Origin of the sequence: Terriglobus aquaticus, from assembly GCF_025685415.1 — a bacterium.
Lineage (GTDB): Bacteria > Acidobacteriota > Terriglobia > Terriglobales > Acidobacteriaceae > Terriglobus > Terriglobus aquaticus.
The window spans coordinates 848916-869758 of sequence record NZ_JAGSYB010000001.1 but is presented as its reverse complement, the minus strand read 5'-3'; the positions used below and the strand labels follow the sequence as shown (position 1 = coordinate 869758).

The 20843-nt window shown below is 59.5% G+C and carries 15 protein-coding genes; 4 read left to right on the top strand and 11 right to left on the bottom strand.

Annotation, left to right across the window (positions count from 1 at the left end):
- Positions 1-378: 378 nt before the first annotated feature.
- Positions 379-1992, bottom strand: coding sequence for a fucose isomerase (locus tag OHL12_RS03790; protein ID WP_263412499.1), 1614 nt, complete (start codon positions 1990-1992; stop codon positions 379-381).
- An 11-nt stretch (positions 1993-2003) separates the two neighbouring features.
- On the bottom strand, positions 2004-2963 hold the full coding sequence (locus OHL12_RS03785) for a dihydrodipicolinate synthase family protein (protein ID WP_263415068.1): 960 nt from the start codon (positions 2961-2963) through the stop codon (positions 2004-2006).
- Positions 2964-3037: 74 nt separating this feature from the next.
- Here OHL12_RS03785 and OHL12_RS03780 point away from each other — a divergent pair, with 74 nt between their 5' ends.
- Positions 3038-3832, top strand: coding sequence for a GntR family transcriptional regulator (locus OHL12_RS03780; protein WP_263412498.1), 795 nt, complete (start codon positions 3038-3040; stop codon positions 3830-3832).
- A 3-nt stretch (positions 3833-3835) separates the two neighbouring features.
- Entirely contained in the window at positions 3836-5053 is a 1218-nt protein-coding gene (locus OHL12_RS03775) for an MFS transporter (RefSeq protein ID WP_263412497.1), read from the top strand.
- Between the two features lie 171 nt (positions 5054-5224).
- Here the strand turns inward: OHL12_RS03775 and OHL12_RS03770 are convergent, their stop codons facing one another.
- Positions 5225-8668 carry a TonB-dependent receptor gene (locus OHL12_RS03770; protein WP_263412496.1) on the bottom strand — a complete coding sequence of 1148 codons (3444 nt, stop codon included), beginning with the start codon at positions 8666-8668 and terminating at the stop codon, positions 5225-5227.
- A gap of 486 nt (positions 8669-9154) precedes the next feature.
- Positions 9155-9277, bottom strand: coding sequence for a hypothetical protein (locus OHL12_RS03765; protein WP_263412495.1), 123 nt, complete (start codon positions 9275-9277; stop codon positions 9155-9157).
- Between the two features lie 33 nt (positions 9278-9310).
- On the opposite strand from OHL12_RS03765, the gene OHL12_RS03760 reads away from it, so the two are divergent.
- Positions 9311-11239 (top strand): hypothetical protein, encoded by a 1929-nt coding sequence (locus OHL12_RS03760; RefSeq protein WP_263412494.1) that lies wholly within the window; start codon positions 9311-9313, stop codon positions 11237-11239.
- Positions 11240-11605: 366 nt separating this feature from the next.
- Here the strand turns inward: OHL12_RS03760 and OHL12_RS03755 are convergent, their stop codons facing one another.
- The 4 genes from OHL12_RS03755 to OHL12_RS03740 all read right to left on the bottom strand — a co-directional run bounded on the left by OHL12_RS03755 (position 11606) and on the right by OHL12_RS03740 (position 17407).
- A complete protein-coding gene (locus tag OHL12_RS03755; RefSeq protein ID WP_263412493.1) occupies positions 11606-15187 on the bottom strand; it encodes a carboxypeptidase regulatory-like domain-containing protein in 3582 nt (1193 codons plus the stop codon).
- 502 nt (positions 15188-15689) lie between these two features.
- Positions 15690-16442, bottom strand: coding sequence for a DUF899 family protein (locus OHL12_RS03750; RefSeq protein ID WP_263412492.1), 753 nt, complete (start codon positions 16440-16442; stop codon positions 15690-15692).
- Between the two features lie 135 nt (positions 16443-16577).
- A complete protein-coding gene (locus OHL12_RS03745) occupies positions 16578-17030 on the bottom strand; it encodes an SRPBCC family protein (protein ID WP_263412491.1) in 453 nt (150 codons plus the stop codon).
- Positions 17030-17407 carry an ArsR/SmtB family transcription factor gene (locus OHL12_RS03740; RefSeq protein WP_263412490.1) on the bottom strand — a complete coding sequence of 126 codons (378 nt, stop codon included), beginning with the start codon at positions 17405-17407 and terminating at the stop codon, positions 17030-17032. The genes OHL12_RS03745 and OHL12_RS03740 overlap by 1 nt, the downstream gene beginning before the upstream one ends.
- Positions 17408-17549: 142 nt before the next feature.
- Here OHL12_RS03740 and OHL12_RS03735 point away from each other — a divergent pair, with 142 nt between their 5' ends.
- Complete coding sequence (locus tag OHL12_RS03735) at positions 17550-17963, top strand: YybH family protein (protein WP_263412489.1); 414 nt, start codon at positions 17550-17552, stop codon at positions 17961-17963.
- Between the two features lie 344 nt (positions 17964-18307).
- Here OHL12_RS03735 and OHL12_RS03730 read toward each other — a convergent pair whose 3' ends face one another.
- From OHL12_RS03730 to OHL12_RS03720, 3 genes are all read right to left on the bottom strand, one after another.
- Complete coding sequence (locus tag OHL12_RS03730; protein WP_263412488.1) at positions 18308-19081, bottom strand: SDR family oxidoreductase; 774 nt, start codon at positions 19079-19081, stop codon at positions 18308-18310.
- A 33-nt stretch (positions 19082-19114) separates the two neighbouring features.
- The gene (locus OHL12_RS03725) at positions 19115-19810 is read right to left on the bottom strand and encodes an alpha/beta fold hydrolase (RefSeq protein WP_263415067.1); all 696 of its coding nucleotides are present in this window, start codon (positions 19808-19810) and stop codon (positions 19115-19117) included.
- A 65-nt stretch (positions 19811-19875) separates the two neighbouring features.
- Positions 19876-20724: an alpha/beta fold hydrolase gene (locus OHL12_RS03720; protein ID WP_263412487.1), complete on the bottom strand. Its 849-nt coding sequence runs from the start codon at positions 20722-20724 to the stop codon at positions 19876-19878.
- Positions 20725-20843: the final 119 nt, after the last annotated feature.

Below are 20843 nucleotides of genomic sequence, written 5' to 3'. Positions count from 1 at the left end.
TCTGAAAACACCTGGAAGCCTTGGAACGGTTAGATCTCTCGGATAGCCGAAAATGCCGACACTGACTCCGGCGCAGTTCCAAGGTGGTCCTGGATTCCGTGATCTTCGTTGCACTCGCGACGGATCTATGCGAAGGGGCTGGACCTCGTGCTGCCTTTGCTCCCAGGTCGACCTGTCAGCCGTGGCATCACCCGTCGGATTTGTGAGATCCAGTCACATCGGGGCACCGCTCCCCTAAACCGCACTCGGTCTTCGAATTGCTGCACTGAGAGAAGGAACTATGGCACACGACCCCTTCAGGGCGGCAGCCTAAACCGATGAATCGTCGACCAAGCGCTCTTCGAGAAGAGCTCCAGCGCACCCATGAATGAGTATCACCTATAGCTGTACCCGCCCACACAGGTGTACTTTACCGCCGAGCTGTTCAAACAGCGCGGCCTTGCACGCGAGCGCGTGGTCTGCCTCTTGCGCTGTCGGAGCGTACGCAATGTTCATGTGGTTTGCACGATGCCGCGCCATCAACCGATCGCGCGTCATGCCGTGCAGCTTCGCGTGAACGATCGGCCACTCGTAGGTGACATTGTTCCAGCGCCGCTGCGTCTCCGCATCCGGCAGTTCAAGAATAGAGCCGCGACCGATGTCCATGTGGAGCCGACCGCCTTCCTGGAACACGCGGCTCCACACAATCTCGCCCGGCCTGCTAACGCCACGCAGCGAACCACCGCCTTGCGGAAAATACATCGCAGGCTGACGCATGCTGGAAGCGCCGGAGTAGCCGCCCACAAAGTGCGAAGCCGGCGCCGCACCGGAGATCTGCAGCAGCCACACAAAGTCCTCTGGAATCGCTGAATTTCGAGGGTAAAGCTCTCCCCAACGAAGGTCGTGCAGCGTGGTCGAAGGATCCAGGCCAAGCCTTTCCCAGACGCGATTTGTCAGCAGGGCGTCCACGCCCGCGCACTCGTCCACCTCGTTGAAGTGCGGCAGCGCCTTGCCCGCGTACAGCTCGCGACCGTCGGGCGAGTAGACCGGAGGACGCTCCGGATTGTTCAGCAAGCCTTCGGGAAGGTCCGAGGCAGAGGCCATGTCCTTCAGGCCCTGCTGGTATTGAATGCCGATCGCGTCGCAGTGGAATTCGTCCGCGATGCGTACCGCGGCGATGTACATCCGACACTGGTTCAGCACCTGCTCCGGGGTCAAGTGCTGGGCGGCATCGTCACCGAAGTGAAAGGTCACGCCGGCATTGCGCAACCAGGCATACACACCGTCCGCCTCCTTCTGTGACACATGCTGCATCGCCGCAAGCAGCGCCGACTGGCTGAGCCGCTCTTTGTACAAGCCCATCGGATTCAGCAGTTCGTCATCCAAGATGGCGTTGTACATACCCATGCAGCCTTCGTCGAAGACACCAAGGATCGCCTTCCGGCGCAGCACGTCGTCCGCGAGCGTCTGTGCGACCTTCTTCACCTCTAGCTGTACGCCAGCGGGATCGAAGCTGCGGACCTGCGACAGGTCGTGCGTGATCTCGCCCGTTGCAAGCCACTCATCCAGACCGCGCAAAAAGAACTCGTCGTCGAACTTTTCGCTCCACAGGCTGGAGAACGGCACGCCCGCCTTCACCAGCGATCCATTCAGGTTCAGCAAACCGACTAAGCCCGGCCACTGCCCTGACCAGTTCGCGACCGTAAGGATCGATCCCTTGTGCGATCGCAGACCCGGAAGCACATGGTGGGTATATTGCCACGCAGCCGTTGCGAAGATGAGCGGCGCCTCCGGCGGGATCTGAAGAAAGATGTCCATGCCTTCGCGCTGCGAGCTGACGAACCCGTGCCCGCGAGCCTCGTCCACAGGAACCGCACGCTTCAGCGTCACGCCTCGCTTGCTCAAGCAGTTGGTCAGCGCAGCTTCCAGGTCGCGCTGCGCGGGCCAGCAGATGCGGTTGGCGCTGTCGCGCAGGTCGCCACTTGTCACCAGGTACACGATCGATGTCTTCATGAAAGTGAGTCCTAAGAGATCTGTAGATTTTCGCGATGTTCATCGAGCCACTTTGAAAATTGCTCGGCATGGGTGCGACGCTCGCTGGAAAACGGCAGCGGGAATTCAGCCCGGAACAGCCCGCGGTATTGCGCAGTCAGTTTCAAACCCCACGGTACCGGGAACCTGCCGAGCCACGCGATGTATTCCGCCAGCACTTGGAGCAGTTGTTGAGAGGTGTCGCTTATGGCATTGCGGCTCGTCTCGGAGTACAGCCGCTGCATCATTTCGGGCAGAACTCCGCCAACACCGGAGACGACACCGTCGCACACCCCCTCTCCTAATGCGGGGTGTAGCGCGCTGTCGTTTCCGATAATCCTGGAAGCCTCCGGCGCCTCACGAGAGAGCAGCCGGACGGTGTCGAGCGTACCACTGGAATCTTTCACCCCGATGATGTGCTCGTTGCTGCGAACCAGACCGACTGAAGTCTCTGGCGTGATCGCCGTCGTGAAGGCAGGCAGGTTGTAAAGGTAGGCCGGCTTCTGCAGGAGTAGCGCATCTACGAACGAAACGATGTCCTGCTGTTCCAGCGGAAAGAAGGAAGGAACCGAAACCAGGTAACCGTCAACGCCGGCGTCTTCTCCCAGGTCGATCAACTCCTGGACCCGCCGGGTATCCGGACCTCCGACGCCAAGCACAAGGCTGGTCCCCGCAACCAGATTTGACTTCACGCAGCGCAGCAGCTCCGCGACTTCGTCTTGTGAGGAACGCGTGTACTCGCCGGTCGCGCCATTCAGCGCGAAGGACCGGATGCCACGGGCCTGCAGAAACTGGAGCAGTCGCAAAGTCGCCTCCAGGTCGACCGCGTGCTCTGGCGTTCGAGGCACAAGGAGAGCCGCGCAAACTCCTGAAATACGGAAGGCGAAAGGGTTTGGCGCAGAGGGCGGCCTTTGCAAGTGCGTCGGGGCTCCAGTCCTGAAGTGCCTTCTCATAGTATTTTGGTCGGCAGGTTGTCGACAACTGTTATTGATGCGCAGCCAACCATTTTTTGAAGCAAAATAGTCCCATGCCTGCAACAAAGCTCAAGCCCAAGCAGAAGCCAAAGGTCTCCGCCCGCCAGCGTGTGTATGCCCATCTTCAGCAAGGCATCATCTCTGGAAAGATTGCGCGTGGCACCGTTCTCTCGGAGCTGCAGATCTCGCAGGATCTGCGCGTGAGCAGGACACCGGTGCGTGAAGCCATCGGCCAACTGGTTGCCGAGGGCATTGTCGAGCAGTCGCCCAATCGCAGCTCGATCGTCGTCGACCTGTCACGCACAGACATTGTCGACCTGTACGAGGTGCGCGAGGCGCTGGAGACGTTCGCGGTGCGTAAGGCCGCGGAACGCGGTATGCCTGCCCCCAGTGTCGAACATCTGAAGAAGATACTGCAGCAGCTTGAGGAGATTCACCACACTCTTGCCACCAGCGGCAAGCAGCGACTGGATGACCAGGAGCAGGCCGCATTCATGATGCTGGATCTGCGCTTGCATGCTCTGCTTGTGCTCTCAACCCAGAATGCGCGGATGCAGAAGATTGTGAACGACACCCGCATCTTAGTGCGCATCTTCTCGATTCGCCGGCAGGGCCACGATCTAAAAGCGCTGGAGATCATCCACAAACAGCACTGCGAAATTGTGGACGCTGTGCTGGCGCAGGACGCTGATCGCGCAGCGGGGCTGCTCGCCGCGCACATCCGCCATTCCCTGCAAGAGCGCCTGGAGGAGTACGACGCCTACACGCGCGAGCGGCTGATGCAGAAGCACAGTGCCGCTTTCGATCTCGGCATTGACCCCGCGACCGTTGCACGGACCGGGATGTAAGGCGTGACCGAAAAAAGAGACGGTCGCTGGGTCGCGGTAGCGCTGCTGTGGTGGGTCTGCTTTTTCAACTATGCAGATCGCCAGGCGATCTTTTCCGTTTTTCCGTTGCTGTCGCGCGATCTACATCTGGGCCCTTACCAGCTTGGCTTTGTCGGCTCCGCATTCATGTGGATGTACGCCGTGACCGGGCCCATCGCCGGCCGCTTGTGCGACCGGTTCAGCCGCAAGTGGATCATCGTCATCGCGCTAACGTTGTGGTCGCTTGTCACCGGAGCGACAGCGTTCGTCCATACCCTGACTCCACTCATCGTTCTGCGAACGCTAAGCGGCTTGGGCGAGGCCTTTTACTTTCCCGCCGCACTCTCGCTGCTCGCCGACTACCACGGCCCAGACACTCGCTCCCGCGCGCTCGCCTTTCACCAGTCGGGTGTGTATGTGGGCACGGTAGCCGGTGGCGGACTCGCGGCATGGATCGCGGAGCGCAGCGGATGGCACCAGAGCTTTGCCTTCTTTGGAGCGGGCGGGCTGGTGCTGGCAGTCATTCTTGCTCTTTATCTTCGACAGCCGCACATGCGCAACACGGTTAAGCGCATGCCTGAGACCCTCAACCTCGAAAAGCAGCTTTTTCGACTTGCGCAGAACCAGCGTGCGCAACTGCTGGTCTGCATCTTCATCGGCGCAAACTTCGTCGCTTCCTGCTTTCTAACGTGGCTGCCCACGTTCTTGTACCAGCGTTGGCACCTGAACGTTGCGTCGGCCGGTTTACAGTCGACCATTTACGTGCAGGTCGCCTCAATCTTGGGCGTGCTGCTGGGCGGCGTGCTCGCGGATCGCATGTCACGCAAGCGGCGTGGCGGACGCATGCGGACACAGGCTATCGGCCTGTTTGTCGGTGCGCCCTTCCTGCTGCTCTTCGGTGGCGCATCTGCGTTATCGCTGGTGATCTTTGCGCTGATCGGCTTCGGCCTGGCCAAAGGAATCTACGACTCGAACATCTGGGCATCGCTTTACGACACCGTCTCCGAAGAGGAGCGAGGCTTTGCCGCGGGCCTGATGAACTCCCTCGGCTGGATCGGTGGAGGCTTGGCGCCGCTGTATGTAGCTGGCCTATCCAAGCGCCTCGGCATGGCGCACGCACTTGGCAACACTGGTTGGCTCTATTTGCTGTTGGGTCTGCTCATGGCGTTGCTCGCCTCTCGCTTTGCCCGCTTCAACCAGTAGCTGTGAGCGCTCAAGTACGCCGCAGAGGAAGAGCCGCATCAGCTATCGCGTCCAGTGCTCCGGATTGGTGCGGCTCCGACCTCCAGAGTAAGCAGCCGCGCCAGGTCCCGCTGAAACCCAAAAAAAGGAGGCCGGCCCAAAGGCCGACCTATGGAGGAGCCAACTGCAGACTTAGAACGTGTATTTCAGAGCGAACTGGATTTGGCGCTGCTGCGAGCGCGTGCTCTGCACAAGCCCGAAAGTGGAAGGTGTCGCTACGCTGCGACCAGGGTTGTTGTACGACGCGATGTTGCCCACGTTGTACGCATCCACGCGGAAGACCAAGTTGTTCTCGCGCCAGATGTGGAAGTTCTTAAATCCGGCAGCGTCGATCCCGCGGAACCCCGGGCTGCGCTCCGTACCGATCCCAGCGTTGCCATACGTCCCGGCAGCCGGCACGCCATAAGCGCAAATGCCGTTGTCAACACCGGGCGTGGTGCACGGCGTAGCAGAGGGATCGTTGCCCCACCATCCATACTGGCCCGCCCCACTTGCCGTGGTCGCCTGAACCACTGGCAGGAACTTGGGATTGCGGCGCACCAGCTTGCGGTAGTGATTGGCGCGACCTGTAGCTTGGTTTGTGTTTGCGGCGTTGTTCGCCTGGACCGTGATCGGGAACCCGGTGTACAGCGTTGCGTTGCCCGCTACCTTCCAGCCGCCAACCAGAGTATCCAGCACGGGGTTCATGTTGCGTCCGATCGCGCGACCACGACCGAACGGCAGCTCCGCGACAAATGTCGACGTAAGGTTCTGCCGAATGTCGAAGCCGGCCGGGCCGTACTCCGCACGCAGATTGTATGAGTCCTGCGGGTAGTTGCTACCGCCAGAGATGTTCGACGGCGCCGCGTATCCCTGCGCGTTGGTCAGGTTTTTGGCAAACGTGTAGTTCAGCGTAAAAGTGATGCCGCGGCTCGCGCGCTTACGGTAGATCACCTCGCCCGCGTTGTAGTTCTGCATACCTTCTTGGTCGAACAGCGTGACCGTGTTCGTCTGTCCGGCAAGCGCGAAGTACGGCGCGACCTCGGTGCTGGTGCCCACCACCGGATTGTGCAGCTGGTTGATGTTGCGAAGGTTCAACAGGCGGTTGCCGATGTTGCCGACGTACGCTGCCATCAGTGTCTGCGTGTTGCTCAGCTGGTATTCCAACGACAGATCGTACGACGGCACAAATGCGGGCCGTAGGTCGTCGCGCCACGTTGCGTAGCTGGTGGGTGTGCTCGCTGCCGCGACGTTGGCGAAGCCGTTTGCAGGATTGATGACCGTACCACCCGTAGTCGCGCTGGGCGTCACGCCCGCTGCCGTTGCGGTGTTCACGAACGGTCGGTTGGTGGCGTGGCTAACGAACTGGTTGAAGTCCATAAACGTCGTGCTGGCAAAGCCACCGCGAACCACTGTGCGCGGGTTGATCTGGTACGCGAAGCCAAAGCGCGGATCAACCTGACCGTAAAACGGGTTATAGAGCGCGCGGTTGTTGCCGTTCACACCCGCCAGCCGCAACTGCCCGGTCGCAATGTCGATCTTGGCGATGCGGTTCTGCACCTCGTGGAAGGGCTGGTCGTACTCATACCGCAGGCCGAGATTCAACGTGAGCTTGTCGTTCACGCGGAAGTCGTCCTGGAAGAAGTAAGCGGACCGAATCTGTCTCCCACCGCGACGTCCGGTACCGCCCACGCTGATCGACGAAGCAGACGCATAGCCAAGCACCCAGTCCGCCAGGTCATAACCGTTGGGTGACTTCGCCGCGGGATTGCCGGTGTACAGGCCGTTGTAGGTGAATGTACCCAGCGCGCCCGCCGGATTCGCCTGGAAGTTATTTTCGTAGAAGACCACCTGGATGCCGGCGCGCAATTGGTGCCGTCCACGCTGGATCGAGAGAGTGTCGTCGTACTCGTAATTGTTATCTAGAGCAAGACGACCCGATGCAGCCGTCCCCAAAGTGGAAGGCGGCGTAGACGCGTTCTGCACGAACGATTGCGCAGTGAAGCCTGGTGCGGTTTGCGCAAATGGCAGGCTAATACCCACCAGGCCATCGCCGTTGTTGCCGAACACGCCCGTAAAGTCCTGGTTATAGCTGTTGTAGGCGATGCGCGTGAAGCCGCCGCGGAACTCGTTCAAGATCGTCGGCGAGAAGACGCGCGTGTAGCTCGCGGCATAGCTGCTGAAGGGGAACTCTGAGACCAGCGGCAACGCGAAACCGACGCCCTGATTCGAAGCACCGGAGCGAGCCTGGCTGAACGAAGCGCGAGCGAACACGCTGTCGCGGTCAGAGATCCTGTAGTCGATCTTGATGTCGCCCTGATCGTTCCGGTCCAGCGACTTGACCGCCGCGCCCGTGTAGTTCTGGTACACACCATCCGCCGCAGGTGATGTGCGATTTGGCAAGGGGTAAAGCTCCGGATGCGCAAACAGGTACTTCGCCACCGGGTTATTGATCGGTAGCTGGTTGTTTGCAAAGGCACGATAGCCGTTCTGCGAGTCGTACAACTGCTTGCTGCCGTTTGCAGCCGTTAGCAGCGCAGAGAAATCGCCATTGCGGAACGCCTGCGGCAGCACGCTGTACAGCGACGTCGCGGAAGTCGGCTTCCGGTAGCCGGCGTAGTCGGCGAAGAAGAACAGCTTGTCTCGGAAGATGGGGCCGCCCAGCGTGCCGCCAAAGGTCTGCTGAGTGTAGCGTGTCCTGGGCGTGAAGCTCGCAACATTCGCCACGCGCTTGTTACCCCAGGTGTTCGCGTCCTGGTTCCAGTTCTGCAGGTAGTCGTAGGCGCTGCCGTGGAAGCTGTTGGTGCCGCTCTTCAACACAGTCAGAATCTGTCCGCCGGTGCCGAAGCCGAACTCGGCTGCCGGATTTGTGCTGACCACGGTGACCTGCTGAATCGCATCCGGGCTCGGGTTGTAGCCGGGCAGGCCGAAGGCGTTCGAGAAGTTGGCACCGGAGTCGAAGAACTGGATGCCGTCCAGCGTGTAGTTGTTCGTGATCATGCGGTTGCCGTTGATGGACGGCGCTGTGGCCACGCTCTGCTGGCGCACACCGGAATTGTTCGGGTTGCCAGTCGCGCCGTTCCATTGGTTCTGGTTGGTCAGCGCGATGCCTGGCGTGAACTGCGTCAGCTGCGTAAAGTTGCGGCCGTTGATCGGCACGTTGTCGATCGTCTTCGCGTCCACCACAGCCTGCACGGTGCCGTTTTCCGTGTTCAGCAGCGGAACCACATCCGCGTTCACGGACACGGAAGTCTCTGACCCAATGGCCAGCGTGCTGTCCACCTTCAGCGGCAGGTTGGTCTCAACCGTCACCGGTCCAACGGCGTAGGGCCTGAAACCTGGCGCTTCCACCATCACCCGGTATTGGCCGATCTGCAGAAAGCGCAGCGAGTAGAGTCCCTCGCCGTTTGTCTTCACATCCGTCCTCACGCCTGTGTCGACATTCACAACGGAGACGGTTGCGTTGGGGACCACAGCTCCGGAAGTGTCAGTTACCGTTCCAAACAGAGACCCCGTGCTGCTCTGTCCATATGCTGCCGCAACGCAGGACAGCATGGTTGCCACTGCCCCAATTTGAATGACATTCCTGTTTCGCACACTAATCTCCTATGAAGCGCGCAATCTGCGGGCCGGTCTGGCCACGCCTGATCTCCTTCCTTCTGGAGAAACGGCGTCATTTCATGTGTGAACGCAAGGTAACTGTTCGCAAGTTGGTAAATCAAGGAAAATATGTCGACAGTTTTAATTATTATTGTCGACAATCAGGAAGAGACATCAATGCTCCGGTATTTCGTGCTTTCCACCATCCTTGTGACCCCGCTTTCTTCACCTGCGCAGCAGACTGTGCACGTCGTGTGCAGCAGAAATCGCCCGGTAGAAGAGGTGGTCGCGCTCCGGTTTTCTATGGAAGCTGCTCAGCAGACACATTCCAAATGGGTGCAAGGGAACGCCGTTCACTTAAGGGAAAGAACAGTGGTCCTCGCACGGGATATGGAAGTTGACCACCTTTTGCCCAGGCAGTTGCATGCAGAGTGGCGACAGGTCAGACAACACTTACCAGCCAAGCAGGTTGCCGAAGGCTTCTCAGTCGCGACCCTTCAGGATGGCCGCGTCCTGGTGATCGCCGCTAACGATGCCCGGGGTGAGCTCTTCGGCGCTGGTTGGCTCTTGCGACACCTGAACGCACACGGCGATCCCCTGCCCCACCCGGCTCCGTTCTTCTCCGCCCCGGACAAACCGGTGCGCGGATATCAGATCGGGTACCGGATGAAGAACAACACATACGACGCCTGGACATTACCGCAGTTTGAGCAGCAGATGTGGGACCTCGCTGTCTTCGGCATGAACACGGTTCAGGTAATCGCTCCCATCTCAGACGACGACCGGACCAGTCCGCTGTTCCACGCGCCGCCACTGGATGTCGTGGTCGGCCTTTCTGCTCTGAGCCAGAAGTACGGGCTGCGCTACGACCTGTACTACCCGGAGATGGCGAAGGATTACACCGACCCCAAGCAGGTTGACGCGGAGCTGAAGCAGTTCGAGGGCCTCGTGCGCCGCCTACCGCTGGTGGACAGCCTGCACGTGCCCGGCGGCGATCCCGGCCACACCGCACCCGAGGTGCTGTTTCCGCTGCTGGCGAAAGAGTCCACAATCCTGCACCGCTACCATCCGCAGGCAACAATCTGGGTCTCTGCGCAGGGCTTCACCGCAGAACGGTTTCAGCATTTTTACGATCTGGTGGCGCAGCGACCATCGTGGCTCAACGGCGTTTTCTTTGGTCCGCAGTCCAGAGAAGGCCTGCCGGAAGAGCGCGCGAAAATTCCCGCGGATCTGCCGGTCGAGTTCTATCCCGACATCGCTCATACCATGCACGCGCAGTTCCCCGTACCGGAGTGGGACCCGATCTTTGCCCTTACCGAGGGGCGTGAACCGATCTGCCCGCGACCCGAGGCGTTCACCACCACTTACCGCCGCTATGCCGCCGACAACTCGGGCTTCATGCTGTACAGCGAAGGCGTGAACGACGACGTGAACAAGATCGTCTGGGCCGCGCTGGGTTGGAATCGCAACACGTCGCCGTCCACAACGCTGCAGGAGTACGCACGATACTTCCTCGGCGCGGGCGAAAGGTCGCAGGCATACGCAGACGCGATCGCGGGCCTGGAACAGAACTGGTCGACCCAGATCCTCGCCACGGCCAGCACCATTCAGAACACGCACCAGCAGTTTGCGAACTTGCCAGAGCCGCGCATTGCCGACTGGCGATGGCACAGCCTGTTGTACCGCGACGCCTATGATCGCTACCTGCAGATCAAGCGTGACCGCGAACTCAGCAGCGAGCAAGCGGCGCTGAGAGCACTTGCAGCTCCGGGAACCGCGCAGCAGAGAATGCAGGCCGCTACACAGGCTTTGCAGCATACCCACCCGGGGAGCGAAGAGACTGAAATTCATTCACATCTGGAAGCGCTCGCCGGCAAACTCTTCCACGAGGTCGGCCTTCAACTAAGCATCCCACGCTACGGCGCCTCGAACTGGGAGCGCGGAGCGAACCTGGACCGGATTGACACTCCGTTGAATGACCGCACCTGGCTTACGAGCGAGATGCACAGCGTGTCAGCCCTGCCCGACGAGGCGGCGAAGCAGGCGCGACTGCAGCGCATTGCACACTGGCAAACCCCAGCACCGGGCGGGTACTACGATGACCTGGGTGACCCGGCAAACGAGCCTCATCTTGTCCGCGGCGTACCCTGGACGCAAGACCCCGAGATGTATCGCACCGCGATCAACGGTATCGCGGATCGCACACTGGAGAACGGCTGGCGACTCTCCTGGCTCAGCTATGCGGAGACGCTGTACGAAACACCCCTGAGCCTGCGCTACACCGGCCTGAACCCCGACGCGGCGTACACCGTCCGCATCACCTACGCCGGCGAAAACTACGCGCTGCCCATGGAGGTGCTCGCCAACGGCACCGTGGTGCGGCCGCTGAACCTGCGAAAGGCGAACCCGCAGGAGGTCGAGTTCGCACTGCCACCGTCCATCACCAAGAGCGGCACACTTACGCTCCAATGGCAGCGACAGCCCGGTGCTGGTGGCAGCGGGCGCGGTGGCCAGGTTGCTGAAGTATGGCTATCTCCCGGCATGGTTGAGCCTCCGCAACAAAGGTGAGCCCAAATAAGGACCAGTCCATAAAACCTGAAGATCGGGTCCCGTGTCATTACGTCCGAAACGACGAATGGACCTTCTCTTTTGCCAGCAACAGCCTTCAGTCACACGCCTGTTGGCTGATGGTGCAGAGCGGCCAGTACCATCGCGGTTGACGCATCGGCACGGAAGCACTCAACGGAAGCACTTCGCCAGCTATAGAGCGACTTGGAACGTCGGCACATCATCGGAGGCTCTGCGAGCTTGCAGGGCAACGGCACGATCCAGGGCTGGCGACGGAAGCACACCTTCCTTTGGAAGCGGTGTGGTTTAGCGCAAAAAAGGGCCGGATCTGCGAGGTCAGACCCGGCCGAAAGCGCATACCTGAAGTTAGAAGGTGTAGCTCAACTGAAAGCGGATGTTGCGCGGCTGTTGGTAATACAGCGGCTTGCCATATTGTGAGTTGATCGTCTCTGGACCGCCCAAGTTGTTGCTCGTGGCGGTGCTGCCGTTCAGTGATTTGGCCACGTCGTACGGGTGCTCCGCGGCGGCGTAGAAGGCAGCGCCGTCGTAGAAGGCGTAACCGCCCGGCGTGATGTATTGGTTGGCGGAGTAGGCGGAGTCAAGCTGTTCGTACACCGCAGTGACCGCGTGATCATTTAGCAGGTTGGTGAAGGTAGTGGCGAATCGGAGCGACTGCCGATCGTCAATCTTGAACGACTCCGTGAAGTCGAAGTCGGTCTGGTTGTACCAGGGATTGCGGAAGGTGCGGGGGGTGCCAACCGTGATGATGCCGGTGGACGGATCCTGCGTTACGTCAGCCCACTTGCCGCGATTGAAGACATCAACTGGGAAGGCATTCTCGCTGTAGCCCACGTTGGTGTAGGTGGTATTCGGCGAGCCCTGGTAGATGGTCTGGAAGATACCGAAGTCCGAGTTGAACCGGCGCAGGTAGCCAAGGGTGTAGTACGCATATCCCTTGAACGTGTTGGGACGATCGGTGGGAAGGCGGCCGCTGGAGGATCCGCCGTTGGCGTTGTACTGGAAGTAGGGTTCATCAAAGGAACGGCTGTTGTTGGGAGCGTTACGACCGCCGGAGCCGCCGTCTGCCAGGTCAGAGCTGGTGAGGCCGGTGTAGTTGCCGCGGAAGTAGCTGTACGTGTAGGACAACATGCCCGACCAGTGATTGCTCACGGCCTTCTGCAAACGGAACTCGACACCGTCATAACTGCGCGCCGCTGGAATCTGCTGGTCCGGCGGGTACTGGCCGCTGCTGGAGGTGCAGTCTGCAGCGCCAGCGCCATACAGGAATTGGCAGAAGCCGGTGTAGCTGGCATTCACGCCACGACCAGGGTTGACGACGACGAAGGTCTCGCTGCCGGTAACCGAAGATGCGAGCGACGCGTCCTCAATCGCCTGATCGAGTCGGCGGCGATCGTAGCGAACTTCCAATGCAAGCGTGCGGGTGAGCTGACGATCCACGCCAACCACAGCTTCATGCTGCTGGTACGGCTTCAGGCCGGGAGCCACACCCTCCTGCACCGCGCTGCAGGTTGAGCAGGTAGTTGGAAAGCTGCGGAAGTCCTGGCTCTCCAGAAAGGTGAGACCGGCGGGCGTCGCCCCACCAGCGAAGTTGGTGGTGCTATTGGGAGCCGCACCGCTGCAATAACGGCTGGCGCTGTTGAACACAGGATTGATGCTGCCGAGGTTGGGTGTATCCAGGGCGAAGTAGCAGTTCTGCCAGTACTGGCCGCCAAAGGAGCTGATCGCAAGATTCAGCTTCATCGTGTCGTAGAACTTGCCATAGTCGCCGAAGATTTTCGTCTTGCCGTCGCCGGCTACATCCCAGGAAGCACCAATGCGGGGAGCGAACTTGTCGGTCCAGCTAAAGTTGATCGGCTTGGAAAGATTGGCGCCGGTGATTGAGGTTGCGTTCTGCGCTTCACCAGGCAGGTATTCCTTGTCGAAGCGAACGCCGTAGTCGAGCGTGAGGCGACGAGCGATGGTCCACGAGTCCTGAGCGTACAGGCCGTGGTTGTAGCTGGTTGCTGATCCGTGGGTGCCGAAATCTTCGATCGACACATAGCCGTAGCGGCCCTGGCAGGCGCCGTACAGAGCCACGTAGGCCGCGCAGTTTGCGTTGCCCGTGCTGCTGGACGGGCTGTACTGAGCGGCAGAGGAGTTGCCGACGTACAGGTTCACCAGCGGTTCGTTGTAGTGCTGGTTCAAGGTGTTGGAATTGCGGGTGAGTTGATAGCCGAACTTGAAGTTGTGGCTACCGCCCCAGCCGCTCTTGAACCAGGCAACATCCTGATCGAACTGGATAGCTTTGCTGGCGTTGTACTGCGTGTAGTTCTGGTCAAGCGCAGCGTTGTAGTAGCCGGTCGATTGTTGGTAGGCAGCAGGTAACGGAGCGCCCGTCGCATCGGTCGTGCCCAGGCCGTTGGTGTTGAAGTAGTTCAGCACGCCCGTCGTGGGAAAGCCGAAGTCGTGATAATTCTCGAAGTAATAGCCGAAGTGCGACGTTGCCACGATGTTGTTGGTAACGGTGATGTCGGCACCCGTGTTGACCGTGATGTTGGGTGCCACGTAGCCCAGCGTGTGCGCATTAGCGAATTGCGGAATGCCCGTAGATAGGCAAGGATTGCTTGCCGAGGTAGCCGCACCGAAGCATCCCGTGGCGGCGTTGAAGTAGCCCTGCTTGGAATCCAGAGAAGGCAGGTTCTCGCCGTTCTCGCGCTGCAGTTGGTAGAGCCATGAGCCGAACACGCGGATGCGTTTCGTGGCCTGTGCGTCCACGCGGGCAATGGTGTAGTAGGTGTTCTGGTTCTGGCTGAACGGCACCAGGCCGCCATTGCTGGGTCCGTAGTTCACCTGGATGGCGTACCGGCTGAGCTGGGGGTTGAAGCCAACAAAGAAGAACAGCTTGTCTTTAAGCGTGCTACTAAATGGAACCAGGGGGCCGCCCAGCGTGAAGCCGGGAAAGACAAGGCTGGTTTTTGGCTTGACGGGCGTGTTGCTCTGGTAGGCAGGATCGATAAAGCCCTGGTAGCCCGCGCTGCTGCCCAGCCAGTTGGTCGTCGTGCCGGAGTCAAGCGGGTTGTAGCGTGGCGAGGGGTTGGGCGACCCATTCAGGCCGGACGAGTTGTACTGAATGAAGGCGGAGCCGTGGAACTGCGCGCTGCCCTTCTTCATGATCACATTGACCACGCCACCCATGGCGCCGCCGTACTCTGACGCGATGCCCGATGTCTTCACCTGAACTTCCTGGATGAAGTCGAACGGAACGTTGGTGTGGGAGTAGCCGCCAATCAGGTTGGCGGTTTCCTGGCCTTCGACCAGGTAGGAGTTTTCAGAATCGGAACCGCCCGCAATGGAGTAGCCGTAGGGGCTGCCGTTACTGCCGTTACCGGGCGAAACGCTGCCACTGCCATTGGTGGTGGTGTTGCCCATCAGCGGTTCGTTGCGAGCGGCCGGGGCGAACTGGATAACGGACTGAAAGGTGGTGCCACGCGGAACGTACTGGATTACGTCTGCCCCGACGACCGTCTGCGTGGTCACAGAAGTCGTGTCGATCTGCGGGCTTTCGGTCGTCACCTCTACGGTCGTGTTTTCTGACCCAATGCCGAGCTTCAGATCGACCGACGGGCTGCGTCCTACCTCGATCATCAATCCCGTTTGCTTCAGTTGGGTGAAGCCCTGCGCATCGACCGTGATGGTGTACGAGCCGGGAGGCAGGTTCGCGAAGTGGTAGTTGCCCTTGCTGTCAGTCGTGTCGCTCTTGCTTCCGACCAGCGTTGGGGTGGTGACCGTGACCGTCGCGTGAGCAACGACCGCACCGGAAGGATCACGCACCGTGCCCTGGAGCGAGCCGGTCGTTTCTTGTGCAAGGAGAGGGTTGATGGATGCAGAACTGAGGAAGAGTGGCAGCGACATCGTGGCAGCGAACACGATGGAACGGAAATGAGGCATGCGTGTGGCTCCGATCGTTACTGAAACGACGGCCGCGCCCGTTGAGACCCGGTCGGGTTTCAGCGAATGTTGCAAAAGGATGATTTGGGTACTTTGCTAACCTGACGCGATCTGACGTGAGAAGTTTCAGCCGTCGCGATATTCTTTCGCTTCACTGGATGTGGATCGCGGCGGTGATCTGACTCAGCGGATACGACAAGGAATGACCCGGGTTGATCCGCACACTGCGTCACGGCTCGCAGACTCTCGGCAGCAAGGCGCAACTAAGAGTACGGTGCTGTATAGACGCCCGCCAGACCGTCGCTCTTCATGGATTTCAGGATTCCGGGCTCTTCGCCGCTAGTCGACGAGGGAGTGGCGGACAGCCAGGGATCCGAGGAGCACGGCGCGCGTGCAATGTCGCCGATGTCGAAGATTCGTGAGATGCAGAGGCGCTGCTGATCCCGAAGTCCCATGCACACCAGCCAGCTTGTCAAAGCCGGTTCCGCAGCACCGCAACACCTTACCTCAGGTTTCGTGTCGCGGCGTCATCAACCACCTTCGACCATTTGCGGTCTTCATTCCCGTAGGCGTCGTGCCAGCGCCACCACTTGTAGCGCGGTGTCTGTGGGTAGCCCGCCGGCGAGTCTTCCCAATCCTCCTGCCGTCCGAGTGGGGTTGCGTCCAGGTAGCTCCATACGGTGCCCATCGCTTCATCGCCCCGGACATTGATGAAATACGTTCGAAAGATCTTGTCGTTCTCGTCACGAATGAAAACGTTGTGGCCGTGCCATTCATCCACGCCGAAATCCTTATCGAAGTCATCGACGATGGTGTACCACGGGATGTGTTGCCAGCCCATGCGGTTCTTCAAGTTGGCAAGCTGTTCCTGTGTACCGCGAGAGGCGTAAGCAAGCGTAGTGTCGCGTTCGTGCAGGTGCGAGAGATGCGAGACCTGGTCTGCGCCGAGCGAACAGCCGACACAGGCATGATCCGGGAATCCGTAGACACCTGAATCGAAAAAAGCGCGGTAGACAATCAGTTGACGCCGGCCTTCAAACAGATCAAGGAGTGATTTCTTCCCGTCGCCGCTTTCGAAGACATATTCCTTCTCGACCGCCAGCCACGGCATCCGCCGGCGTGCCGCAGCCAGTGCGTCGCGTGCCCGCGTATGTTCCTTCTCTTTGCCCAGCATCTCGAGCCAAGCCTTGTCCCACTCTTCGCGGGAGACAATAGCCGGTTTGCTCATTGCAGCGATCTGTTCATTGCTCCACATGATTCTTCTCCTCGCCCACATACGCTTGTGATTTGTTCTTCCAAAATCTTGTGACCGCAAGCGCAGAGGCCCCGCCACTTGCGATCACGCCTGCGGCGACCCACGCCGCTGTTCCTATGCAGAATGGACACATTGCTATCGCCTCGCCCTTTCAACCGCTGCCGTGTGAATGCACTCCATCAGATAAGCCCACCCTTCGTTCACGCCGTGGTCGCTCTCTCCCAACCAGCCCATCGCCCGGTGCACGAATCGAAGATGGGTCACGCCGTTCTCTTCCGTGAGGCGGTATTGAAGGTTCGACATCGCCGGAGTCGACATGATCAGCGGCCCTGAGAGTTCCAGCAGCGAAGGCGGCTTGATCGCCTGCACGACTGCCCAGAAGTGGCCGGCGTTGTTGCCCAGATCGCGAAACCACCGTCCGCCGGGCCATGCCTCCAGAACCATGGGCATCGGCTTCTTGGGTAGCCGATTCAAGGGCCCCATCTGTTCGAGAATGGTCTCGAATACGATCTCTACCGGTGCCGCAATCTCCTCCTCCTTGATGATCTCGAAGGCCTGCAGTACGTCTTTCTTCACAGTGGCTGCCATCAGTTCTCCTTTCGCCGATTCACGTCATCGTCAAGGCGAATAAGTCGGTCCAGCGCCTTGCGCTCCGCGCGCTGCTTGATGTCGCCGATCTGTTGTGTCCAGTGGCGTTCGAAGGCCTTTACCCAGTCGTGGACAGGCTTCAGGCCCTTCGGCTCTAAGCGGTACATGCGATGCTGTCCGCGTTTAACCATCGTGACCACGCCCGCCTTGCGTAGCGCACCCAGATGTTTGGACACGGCAGGCTGGCCCACTTCCATCCGAAGAACGATTTCGTTGACGGCGTGTTCCCGGCCATCAGAGAGCACCGCGATAACCTCGCGCCGCCGCGGTTCGCCTATGGCACTGAAAACATCCGCCGGATGAGCTGCTCGCGACATGCATCAGACTGTATATTCCTTTTAAGGAATACGTCAACCGAGGACATGAAGCCAGAGGACCGCATGCGCTCCTCCCGCCAGATCAGACCTGGAACGACGGCTTCTCGTCAGTAAATCTTTGGCTGAAATAGGATGATCTGCGATGAAGCGACCCGAGGACATAGCTGAGCAGTTCCAAGAGGCGTGGAACAGCCACGAGATGACCGCACTTGCTGCGCTCTTTTGCGCGGACGCTAGCTTCGTCAACCGCTTCGGACACTACGTACGTGGCGTTCAGGAGATTGTCGCCCTGCATGCGCCGATTCACGAGACGATCTATAGCGATTCCACGATGCAGAATGAAGTCATTTCGACCATAGCTCTCGGCGATGATGCTGCAGTGCTCCACTGCTGGAGTCGTCTAAACATTGGCAAAGCACATCCGGCTGGTCCGCATTCGGTCGATACCGTGATCCTCGCGGTGCTGAGACTCTTACCCAACGGCTGGCGCATCCAGGCCCTTGAGAACGTGACACTGACAAACCCGCGCACAGGACAGCCTGTACTTCGAACGTGATTCTGTGCCGCCGAATCGCGCTTAGCTTCAATCGCAATTGCCGGGAAGAGGCCAGTTGCGCATTGAGCCGTCGGAGGAGTTCGCAAAGGCGTTGATCAGATGGTCCGCCGCTGTGGCCTCTGCCCAAGCGGAGCATGCAGTCGGCGGTTTGAGTGAACCATCTCCATGCAATTCGCTCGATTGATATCGGCTTGGCAAAACAGCATCGGGCGAGCTTCTGGCGTTGCGGCCATGCGTAACGGCGCAGCCCCGCAAGGGCCCAGGATTCTGCCTGGCTCGGGATCGCCACGGCAGTCACCACCGGAGGCAAGATCAACCCGCGCAGCACACAAGCGCGGCAACGTTTAGATTCCTTTCACTTCCCCACCGTCCATGCGAACAGACGTACCGGTCATCCACTTCGCTGCGGGAGAGACCATGAATCCTAGGAGTTCCGCGATCTCCTCTGGTTGACCGTAACGGGCGATGCCTGCCTCTTCAGGAAATCTCTTCATTGCCTCTTCGATACTCATGTTGTGAGCCGGTGCCCATTTTTCAAGGAAAGAGCGCCTCCGCCCGGTCATCACGGCGCCAGGCACGATGCTGTTCACCTGCACTCCGTCCTTAATGCCCTGTTCGGCAAAGGCCTTTGCGAGTGCGGTGATCGCCGCGTTGGTGGAGGCAACGGCCGCGAATGCCGGCTTGGGATCAAGGGCAGCGCTGCCAGACATGAACACCACGGAACCCTGCGACTCCTTCAGAGCCTTCCATGCGCGCATCGTCAACCGGCGCGCGCCGTGCAGCTTCAATTCCATGCCGGCCCTCCATTGTTCATCTGTCATCTCGAAAAGGTCGATTTGCGGTACGGCCCCGGCGATGTTGAGGAGTGCGTCGATCCGGCCGAAGCGGTCAAGTGTCTTGCGAACGAGCGTCTCCGACGCCTCTACCTGACTCAGATCGAGCGCACACGAGAGCGGTTCAGCACCGGCAGCCATGACTGCTTCGGCCACCTCTTCCAACGCGCTGCCATTACGCGCAGCAAGGACCACGGCGGAGAAGTCACGGGCTAGGCGGATAGCGGTAGAGCGGCCAATACCCTGGCTGGCTCCGGTGACGATAGCTACAGATACATCCTTCATGATCCCCTCCAGTGCGTCTGTACCTTGCTCCCTTTAGGAGATCGTTGCTCGTGCGGCTTCGAGGATGATGTCGACGACGCTGTCAGGAGCGGTGAGCAGCGGTGTGTGATCCACGAGGAGAGATCGCACGGTGGCGTTCATGCGCCTTGCCATGAAGCGCTGTGTCTTCGGATTGATCATCCGGTCGTCTTCAGCAACCAGATACCACGTTGGCTTCGACTTCCAGGCCGGCGCTGGCGCTGCCTCCTGAATGCTCCTCACGGCGATCGGACGCTGCACGGCCCTTGAGATTACAAGCTGCTCCTGCGTGGCGTTCTGTGCAAAAGCGTTTGCAAATCCTTCGTCAGGCATCCAGATAAACCCGTCTGCATCAGGAGCAAGTTCAGGCGCCATTGGGTGACTCTCGTCCTTGTAGAAGACCTCGGCGACCGTTTCTCCCTCGTCCGGAGCCAGAGCCGCGATATATACCAATGCCTTGACGCGCTCATCGATCGCCGTCGCAATGACGGCACCTGCGTAGGCATGTCCTACGACGACGACGGAACCTTGTGTCCTTGCAATCGTGCGCTTGAGTGCGCCAGCATCGTCACTCAGGGAGGTGAGCGGAATCGGCGCTGCAATTACGTTCAAGCCACACTCCTGGAGCGGACGGATGATTGCCTGCCAGCTTGAACCATCAGCCCAGGCTCCGTGAACCAGTACAACTGTTGCCTTCTCTGTGAAGTTCATTGCGGTCATGCCTCTCCTGTGCTTCGTTATGGAGCCGTAAAGACTGCCATTCTCGCTCTGCGAAATCAGGCGAAGAACTTCACGATCTGCTCTGCGATGAACTCGCTCGAGTCTTCCAGCGCGAAGTGACCGGTATCGATCAGGTGAAGCTCGGCCTTTGGAATATCGCGCAGATAGGCCTGCGCGCCTTCGACCGTGAAGAAGGGATCGTTCTTGCCCCAGACGATGAGAGTCTTCGGCTGCTTGCTGCGGAAGAACTCATGCCACCCGTCGTACAGCGCGAGGTTCGATTGATAGTCGTGCAGCAGATCCAGTTGGACGGCGTCGTTACCAGGACGATCGAGGAAGAGCTGATCCATGGTGTACGAGTCAGGATTGATCCGTGACGAATCCTTTGTGCCGTGCGTGTACTGGAAGATGGTCGTCTCTTTTTTGAGCAGCTCCCGTACTGGCTTTTCGGTCTCCGCGTTGCGGTCGATCCAAAATGGCTTCATCGGGTCAAAAGCTGCGCCGATGCCTTCGATATAGGCGTTGCCGTTCTGTACGACGACCCCTTCGATAGCCTCCTGATGTTTGAAAGCGATTCGATAGCCGATAGGCGCGCCATAATCCTGCACATAAATGCTGAACTTCTTCAACCCAAGCACGCCGAAGAGCAGCTCCTCTACATGGGCAGCGAGATTGTCGAAGGTGTATTCGAAGCTGTCTGCGGCAGGAGCATCGCTGTAACCAAAGCCAATGTAGTCGGGAGCGATGACGTGGAATCTTTCTGTCAGCCGCGGAATGAGATCCCGGAACATATGCGACGAGCTAGGAAAGCCGTGCAGCAGCACGATCGTTGGCGAAGCCTTGGAACCTGCTTCGCGATAGAAGACACTGACTCCATGAACGGTGGCGTGCTGAAACGTGGTCATAACGAAATTCCTCCCGATGCGCGTGCGGCTGTCCTTGCATATAGTGAGACTATTTGACACCTGTAAACGTTGCAATATCGGTGTCTCTTATTTTTCGGAGTAGCTTAAGAGAGAGGAAG